7 protein-coding genes are annotated in these 8279 nt (G+C 61.3%); all 7 read right to left on the bottom strand.

Translation table 11 applies throughout. The features are described 5' to 3' along the window. Positions 1 to 70: 70 nt before the first annotated feature. Positions 71 to 1258, bottom strand: coding sequence for an MFS transporter (locus OQK_RS02905; protein ID WP_016771034.1), 1188 nt, complete (start codon positions 1256 to 1258; stop codon positions 71 to 73). Between the two features lie 167 nt (positions 1259 to 1425). Further along, entirely contained in the window at positions 1426 to 2424 is a 999-nt protein-coding gene (locus OQK_RS02900; RefSeq protein WP_016771033.1) for a sulfate ABC transporter substrate-binding protein, read from the bottom strand. 103 nt (positions 2425 to 2527) lie between these two features. Beyond that, on the bottom strand, positions 2528 to 3352 hold the full coding sequence (locus OQK_RS02895; RefSeq protein ID WP_016771032.1) for an ion transporter: 825 nt from the start codon (positions 3350 to 3352) through the stop codon (positions 2528 to 2530). A gap of 21 nt (positions 3353 to 3373) precedes the next feature. Next, on the bottom strand, positions 3374 to 4288 hold the full coding sequence (locus OQK_RS02890) for an urea transporter (protein ID WP_016771031.1): 915 nt from the start codon (positions 4286 to 4288) through the stop codon (positions 3374 to 3376). A gap of 211 nt (positions 4289 to 4499) precedes the next feature. Continuing rightward, positions 4500 to 5915, bottom strand: a complete 1416-nt coding sequence (pyk, locus tag OQK_RS02885) for a pyruvate kinase (RefSeq protein ID WP_016771030.1) — start codon at positions 5913 to 5915, stop codon at positions 4500 to 4502. Continuing rightward, a complete protein-coding gene (locus OQK_RS02880) occupies positions 5912 to 7186 on the bottom strand; it encodes a glycerate kinase type-2 family protein (RefSeq protein WP_016771029.1) in 1275 nt (424 codons plus the stop codon). The genes pyk and OQK_RS02880 overlap by 4 nt, the downstream gene beginning before the upstream one ends. 154 nt (positions 7187 to 7340) lie before the next feature. Continuing rightward, complete coding sequence (locus tag OQK_RS02875; RefSeq protein WP_016771028.1) at positions 7341 to 8234, bottom strand: 2-hydroxy-3-oxopropionate reductase; 894 nt, start codon at positions 8232 to 8234, stop codon at positions 7341 to 7343. Between the last annotated feature and the right edge of the window lie 45 nt (positions 8235 to 8279).

The following is an 8279-nucleotide window of genomic DNA, read 5'->3' as shown; positions in this document are numbered from 1 at the left end:
GTGCATTGCAGTGATTCGAAGGTCACCCAAAACCTGTGGGAGCGAGCTTGCTCGCGAAGCTTTTGAAGCCTTAAGCCGTGGCCAATGAAGCGCGTCGTGAAACACTCAGAAACCGCACCAACGCCAACAACGGAAACACGCTGCCGACAATCACGATCCACAACCAGCCGCCATGCTCGTACACCGCGCTGGCCACCGAGGAGCCGAAGGCGCCGCCGATGAAGATGCTGGTCATGTACAGCGCGTTCAAACGGCCACGACTTTTCGCGTCCAGCGAGTACACCGCGCGTTGGCCGAGGACCATGTTCATCTGCACGCAGAAGTCCAGCACCACGCCGGTCACGGCCAGGCCGATGACGCTATAGGCCGGGTGGATGAAGGCGGGGAGAAAGCTCAGGCTGGCGAACAGCATGGCCAGCAGCGAGGCGCTACGTGTGTGGCCGGCATCAGCGAGGCGGCCGCTGATTGGTGCGGCGATGGCACCGATGGCGCCGACCAGGGCGAAGATGGCGATTTCGCTTTGCGACAGGCCATGGTTGCGTGCAAGTTCCAGTGGCACGGCGGTCCAGAACAGGCTGAACGTGGCAAACATGCAACCCTGGTAAAACGCCCGCTGACGCAGCACCGGTTGCTGGCGCAGCAGTGTCCACAGCGAGCCGATCAATTGGCCATAAGTTGCGCTGTGATCCGGCTGGCGCTTGGGCACGGTCAGCGCCAGCACCACGCTGATTGCCGCCATCAACGCTGCGGCGATCATGAACATGGCGCGCCAGCCGAGGTGATCGGCGACCACACTCGACACCGGTCGCGCCAACAGAATGCCCAGCAGCAAACCGCCCATGATCCCGCCCACCACGCGACCACGGGATTCTTCCGGCGCCAGATGCGCGGCCAGCGGAATCAGGATCTGCACCGACACCGAGCTGAAGCCGACCAGCAGCGAGATCAGCAGGAACACGTTCGGCTGTTCAGTGAACGCGGCGCCAAGCAGACTGGCAATCGCCACGACCGTGGTGATGATCATCAGCCGCCGGTTTTCCAGCAGATCCCCCAGCGGCACCAGAAAGAACAGACCCAACGCATAGCCGATCTGCGTCAGCGAGACGATGAAACTGGCCATGGTGTCGGAGAGGCCGATGTCCGGCGCGATCAGGCCAATAATCGGTTGTGCGTAGTAGATGTTGGCAACAATGGCGCCGCAGCAGAACGCGAACAGCAGGACCATGCCTCGGGTCATTGCGTGAGGAGTGGTGGTCATAGGGGATCTCGGGTCGGGCACAGGAAAGGGCTGAGGCTAATGGACAACGTGGACTGGCAGAAGACGTTTTCGGATGATAACTGTTATTACGCCGTGTAATGACCGGTATTCCCACGCAACAAAAAGGCGACCTCGGTGGGTCGCCTTTTGATTTTTCAGATCAAGCCTTACTGCCCGCTATAAATCTGATCAAACACGCCACCATCATTGAAGTGGGTTTTCTGCACCGTGCGCCAGTCACCAAAGGTCTTCTCCACCGAAAGGAAGTCGACTTTCGGGAAACGGTCGGTGTACTTCGCCAGCACCGCCGGGTCACGCGGGCGCAGGTAGTTGGCCGCCGCAATTTCCTGTCCTTCCGGCGACCACAGGTACTTCAGATACTCATCAGCCGCAGCGCGCGAGCCCTTCTTGTCGACCACTTTGTCGACCACCGAAACCGGTGGCTCGGCTTCCGCGGAGACGCTTGGGTAGATAACTTCGAACTGATCGCGACCGAACTCGCGAGCGATCATTTCCGCTTCGTTTTCAAAGGTCACCAGCACGTCGCCGATCTGGTTGGTCATGAACGTGGTGGTGGCGGCGCGGCCACCGGTATCGAGCACCGGCGCCTGCTTGAACAGCTTGCCAACGAAGTCCTTGGCCTTGTTCTCGTCACCACCGTTTTTCAGCACATAGCCCCAGGCCGACAGGTAGGTGTAGCGGCCATTACCGGAAGTTTTCGGGTTGGGCACGATCACCTGCACGCCATCCTTGAGCAGATCCGGCCAGTCTTTCAAAGCTTTCGGGTTGCCCTTGCGGACGATGAACACCGTGGCCGAGGTAAACGGCGCGCTGTTGTTCGGCAGGCGCGTGACCCAGTTGTCCGGGACCAGTTTGCCGTTGTCGGCAAGGGCGTTGATGTCGGTGGCCATGTTCATGGTGATGACGTCAGCCGGCAGGCCGTCGATCACCGAACGCGCCTGCTTGCTCGAGCCGCCGAAGGACATCTGCACGGTGATGTTTTCGTTGTGCTCGGCTTGCCAGTGCTTCTGGAACGCAGTGTTGTAGTCCTTGTAGAAATCGCGCATCACGTCGTAGGAAACGTTAAGCAGCGTCGGTGCAGCCTGAGCGATGTTGGCCAAGGCCAGGCCGGCGGCGAGAAGTGAGGCGCCAAAGAGTTTTTTCACTGCGCATTCCTTGTTCTGTGGGGTGTCGTGTCAAAAATGAGGCGATTTGCCAGCGACTATAGCGGGCCTCGCATAGTCGCTTAAAGATTAAAAAGCTCTGTGCTTATTCCACTTTCTTGAACAGCTGACTACCGCAGCGCGAACAGAACGCCGCGCTCTGCTCGTGGGTCTTTTTCTGACAGCCCGGGCAGTCATGTTGCAGCTGCTCGCCGCGCATGGCATTGGCCAGTTCTGCGGTAAAAATACCCGTGGGTACGGCGATGATCGAGTAACCGGTGATCATCACCAGCGAGGAAATCACCTGGCCCAGCGGCGTCTTCGGCACGATGTCGCCGAAGCCCACAGTGGTCAAGGTCACGATCGCCCAATAGATGCCTTTGGGAATGCTGGTGAAGCCATGTTCCGGGCCTTCGATGACGTACATCAGCGTGCCGAACACTGTCACCAGCGTGCACACGCTGACCAGAAATACGACGATTTTCTGCTTGCTGCCACGCAGCGCCGACATCAGATAGTTGGCTTGTTTGAGATACGGGCTGAGCTTGAGCACGCGGAAAATCCGCAGCATCCGAATGATGCGGATGATCAGCAGATACTGCGCATCGCTGTAGTACAGCGCGAGGATGCCCGGCACGATCGCCAGCAGATCCACCAGGCCATAAAAGCTGAAGGCATAGCGCAGCGGCTTGGGCGAGCAGTACAGACGCAGGATGTATTCGCCGAGGAAGATCGCCGTGAAGCCCCACTCGATATAGGCCAGAACGTCGGCGTAATTACGGTGAATGCTGTCGATACTGTCGAGCATCACGATCACCAGGCTGGCGAGGATGATCACCAGCAGGATGCCGTCGAAGCGACGCCCGGCCGGGGTGTCGCTCTGGAAAATCATGACGTAAAGCCGTTCGCGCCAATTGTTGCTGCTGTCCATGGATAACGCCTGAATCGAAGATCAGCGCAGCCTAGGGTGATTCTCCTCGTGAGCGCAAGACTCATGCGCAAGCGACGCTTTGCCAAGCATTTGAATGCCAGCCCGGATCAACCAGCACGCGAGGATGAACGGTGCGGTCAGAGTCGCCAATCCAATGGCAGCAAACAGCGGCGTCACCAGCAGCGCCAGAACAATGGCGAGCAGCGGCAGCCACGGATGTTGCCGTTGCGAGCTGAAGGCGAGGGCGGCGAGTACGGCGTTGTAGCCACCGAGCCCGAGCAGTGCGGCGGAGGTTTCGTGGTGCAGCAGGCTGGAACCGAGGCCGATCGCCGACGCCAGCAGCGCCCAGCAGAACGCACGGCGATCGGCGAGCAGCAAACCGCTGGCGATCAACGCCCCGGCCAATGGATGGTCGAGGAACATCACTTGGCCGAATCCGCGCAGTTCAGCGGCGAGCAGATTTGTCGTGTTCAGGTCGACCGATGCCGCCGGTGTGGACGGCTCGGCGAACATCAGCAGCACCCAGCTGAGCGCCACGAACGGCGAGGTATACGCCGGTATGGCGCGACTGCGGTACACGTGTTTGAGCCATTGCTGCGTGAGCATCGCGCTCAAGCCGCCCGCCGCAAGAATCAACGGCGGCAGCAGCGGTGACCAAGGGAAATACAGGCTCAGCAGCAGACCGAGCAGCACGCCGTTGTAGCTGAACAGACCAGCCTGGCGATCGGCCTTGGCGTAGTTGCGCCGCTGCGCGGTGAGCAGACCGGCAACGCCACCGAGCAGCGCCCCGGCGAACAGCACCGGCGCGGTCAGCAGAATCGCCAACAGACACAGCAGGCCGCACAGTGGATGGCGCTGGAAGAAAATCTGACTGAAACCGTTGAGCAAAGCCTCGGCCCAGTCGGGGCAGTGGGTGTTGAAGTGATTGGCAGGCATGTTGAGAAAATCTGGGCAGTTGGAACATCAAAAGGTCTTGCAAGTGACTGTGGCGAGGGGATTTATCCCCGTTCGGCTGCGCAGCAGTCGTCGCTTTTGAGGGTGTGACGGTTTCCACAGAGAAACCGCATTCTCCGATGGGGGGCCGCTTCGCAGCCCAACGGGGATAAATCCCCTCGCCACAAGGTTATGCACCCACTTTTAGGGTGGGTTAAATCAACGTTTCGATCCGCAGCGAATTGGTCGACCCCGGCTGCCCGAACGGCACGCCAGCGGTGATCAGCAGCGTGTCGCCACGCTCGGCCATGCCTTGCGCCTGAGCAATCTCCAGTGCGGTCGAGCAGACTTCGTCGACCTGGCGCAGGCGATCGTTGACCACCGAATGAATGCCCCACGCCACGCTCAAGCGCCGCGCCGTTTGCAGGTTCGGCGTCAGATTGAGGATCGGTGCTTTCGGCCGTTCCCGCGATGCGCGCAACGTCGAGGCGCCGGACTCGCTGTAATTGACCAGCACCGCCACCGGCAGCACGTTGCTGATCCGGCGGATCGCGCAACTGATCGCATCGGAAACCGTCGCCTCGGCTTTCGGTCGACTGACGTCGAGCTGGGTCTGATAATCCGGGCCGTTCTCAACCTGACGGATGATCTTGCTCATCATCTGCACGGCTTCCAGCGGGTACTCACCGGACGCGGTTTCCGCCGAGAGCATCACCGCATCGGCGCCTTCGGCCACGGCGTTGGCGACGTCAGTCACCTCGGCACGGGTTGGGGCAGGGGAGAAACGCATCGACTCGAGCATCTGCGTCGCCACCACCACCGGTTTGCCCAGCGCACGGCAGGTGGTGATGATGTTTTTCTGAATCTGCGGCACGCTTTCCGCCGGCACTTCCACACCAAGATCACCGCGAGCGACCATGATGGCGTCGCTCAACTCAGCAATCTCACGCAATTGCTCGACCGCCGAAGGCTTTTCGATTTTCGCCATCAGAAAGGCTTTGTCGCCGATCAATGCGCGGGCTTCGACAATGTCCTGCGGGCGCTGCACGAACGACAGCGCGACCCAGTCCACACCCAATTCCAGGCCGAAGCTCAGATCGCGGCGATCCTTGGCGGTCAGCGGGCTCAGGTCGAGCACCGCTTGCGGCACGTTCACACCTTTGCGATCAGACAGTTCGCCGCCGTTGAGCACGGTGGTGTCGATTGCATCGGCGTACTTGGTGACCACGCGCAGGCGCAGCTTGCCGTCGTCGAGCAGCAGATCCATGCCTGCGTCCAGCGCGGCAATGATCTCCGGATGCGGCAGGTTGACCCGGCGCTCATCGCCCGCTGTCGTATCGAGATCGAGGCGGAACGCCTGACCGCGATGCAACTGCACATTGCCGTCAGCGAACTTGCCGACGCGCAGTTTCGGGCCCTGCAAGTCCATCAGAATGCCCAGCGGGTAGTTGAGCTGACGCTCGACTTCGCGGATCCATTGATAGCGCTTGGCGTGGTCGGCGTGATCGCCGTGGCTGAAATTCAGGCGGAAGATGTTGACCCCGGCCTCGACCAGCTCGCGGATGTCATCGATACCGTCGACCGCAGGGCCGAGGGTGGCGAGGATTTTGACCTTTTTATCAGGCGTCATGATTTGCAGTTCTCAAGGATCAGAATGGCGCGGAAGTCGTTGACATTGGTGCGGGTCGGCTCGGTGACGATCAGCGCATCAAGCGCCTGGAAGTAGCCGTAGCCGTTGTTGTTATCCAGCTCGTCGCTGGCGCTCAGACCCAGTGCGGCGGCGCGGGCGTAGCTGTCCGGGGTCATGATTGCGCCGGCGTTGTCTTCCGAGCCGTCGATGCCATCGGTGTCGCCGGCCAGCGCGTAGACGCCGGGCTGGCCCTTGAGGCTGTCGGTCAGGCTGAGGAGGAATTCGGCATTGCGTCCGCCACGGCCGTTGCCGCGCACAGTCACGGTGGTTTCACCCCCTGAGAGAATCACGCACGGCGCCGCCAGCGGCTGGCCGTGATTGATGATCTGCCGGGCAATGCCGGCGTGGACTTTCGCCACTTCACGGGATTCGCCTTCGAGGTCGCCGAGAATCAAGGTGCTGAAACCGGCCTGACGGCATTTCACCGCAGCCGCGTCGAGCGATTGCTGCGGGCGGGCGATCAACTGGAAATGACTGCGCGCCAGGCTTGGGTCGCCGGGTTTGACCGTCTCCGATTGCGGACTTTGCAGCCAGGTGCGCACGGAGGCAGGAATGTCGATGCCGTAGCGCTTGATAATCGCCAGTGCTTCGGCTGAGGTGCTCGGGTCGGCCACGGTCGGGCCGGAGGCAATGACGGTGGCGAGGTCGCCCGGCACATCGGAAATCGCGTAGGTGTAAACCGTCGCCGGCCAGCAGGCCTTGCCGAGGCGGCCACCCTTGATCGCCGAGAGGTGCTTGCGCACGCAGTTCATCTCGCCGATGGTTGCGCCGGATTTGAGCAGGGCTTTGTTGATCGACTGCTTATCGGCAAGGGTGATGCCTTCGGCTGGCAGGGCGAGCAGGGCAGAGCCGCCGCCGGAGAGCAGGAAGATCACGCGGTCGTCTTCAGTCAGGTTGCTGACCAGCTCCAGCACACGTTTGGCCACGGCCAGACCCGCCGCATCCGGCACCGGGTGTGCGGCTTCGACCACTTCGATTTTTTCGCACGGAGCGCCGTGGCCGTAGCGGGTCACCACCAGGCCGGTGACTTCACCCTCCCAGCAGCGCTCGACCACTTGCGCCATGGCAGCAGCGGCTTTGCCGGCGCCGATGACGATCACCCGACCCGTGCGATCGGCAGGCAAATGGGCTTCGAGGACTTGGTTCGGATGGGCCGCGTCGATGGCTGTGGCAAACAGCTCGCGCAGCAGTTGTTGCGGATCGACCGACATGGCGGGCTCCCGGAATTCTTGTTATTCGAAAGGGCAACTCGGAACCCTTGTGGGAGCGAGCCTGCTCGCGAACGCGGTATGTCAGCCAACATGGATGTTGAATGTGAAGCCGCTTTCGCGAGCAGGCTCGCTCCCACAGGGTTTTGTGCAGGCTTTATTTATTGTCGCGAATCGAGAAATTGGCCATGTGTTCCAGGCCCTTGATCAGCGCCGAGTGGTCCCAGTTGCTGCCGCCGATGGCCGCGCAGGTGCTGAACACCTGCTGGGCATTGGCGGTGTTCGGCAGGTTGATGTTCAGTTCCTTGGCGCCTTGCAGGGCCAGGTTCAGGTCCTTCTGGTGCAGGCTGATGCGGAAGCCCGGGTCGAAGGTGCCTTTGATCATGCGCTCGCCGTGCACTTCGAGAATCTTCGAAGAAGCGAAACCGCCCATCAGCGCTTCACGCACCTTGGCCGGATCGGCACCGTTTTTCGAGGCGAACAGCAGGGCTTCGGCTACGGCCTGGATGTTCAGCGCGACGATGATCTGGTTCGCCACTTTGGCGGTCTGGCCGTCGCCATTACCGCCGACCAGGGTGATGTTCTTGCCCATGGCCTGGAACAGCGGCAGGGCGCGTTCGAAGGCATCGGCGTCGCCACCGACCATGATGCTCAGGGTGGCGGCCTTGGCGCCGACTTCACCGCCGGACACTGGCGCGTCGAGGTACTGCGCGCCTTTCTCGTTGATCTTGGCGGCGAAGGCTTTGGTCGCGGTCGGCGAAATCGAGCTCATGTCGATGACCACTTTGCCTTTACCGATACCGGCGGCAACACCGTCGGCGCGGAACAGCACGTCGTCGACCTGCGGAGTATCCGGAACCATGACGATGATGAATTCGGCTTCCTGCGCCACTTCGCGCGGGTTGGCCAGGGCGACGGCGCCAGCGGCGACCAGATCGGCCGGGGCCGCGTCGTGGTGTTGCGACAGGAACAGGCTGTGACCGGCTTTCTGCAGGTTCGCCGCCATTGGGTGGCCCATGATGCCGGTGCCGATGAATCCGATTTTAGCCATGAGAAAATCCTCTTGTTTTTGTCGTGCCCCCAACCCATGGCTGGT

The sequence above is a fragment of the Pseudomonas sp. R62 genome, from assembly GCF_000257605.1.
In the GTDB taxonomy this organism is placed as follows: Bacteria; Pseudomonadota; Gammaproteobacteria; order Pseudomonadales; family Pseudomonadaceae; genus Aquipseudomonas; species Aquipseudomonas atacamensis.
The sequence above is the reverse complement of the archived record's forward strand: the minus strand, read 5'-3'. Positions and strand labels throughout refer to the sequence as shown.

Bases quoted from the DNA above. Each gene is read 5' to 3' on its own strand.
- OQK_RS02895 (WP_016771032.1), bottom strand. From the start codon at position 3,352: ATGGACAGCAGCAACAATTGGCGCGAACGGCTTTACGTCATGATTTTC.
- OQK_RS02875 (WP_016771028.1), bottom strand. From the start codon at position 8,234: ATGGCTAAAATCGGATTCATCGGCACCGGCATCATGGGCCACCCAATG.
- OQK_RS02890 (WP_016771031.1), bottom strand. From the start codon at position 4,288: ATGCCTGCCAATCACTTCAACACCCACTGCCCCGACTGGGCCGAGGCT.
- OQK_RS02880 (WP_016771029.1), bottom strand. From the start codon at position 7,186: ATGTCGGTCGATCCGCAACAACTGCTGCGCGAGCTGTTTGCCACAGCC.
- OQK_RS02905 (WP_016771034.1), bottom strand. From the start codon at position 1,258: ATGACCACCACTCCTCACGCAATGACCCGAGGCATGGTCCTGCTGTTC.
- pyk (WP_016771030.1), bottom strand. From the start codon at position 5,915: ATGACGCCTGATAAAAAGGTCAAAATCCTCGCCACCCTCGGCCCTGCG.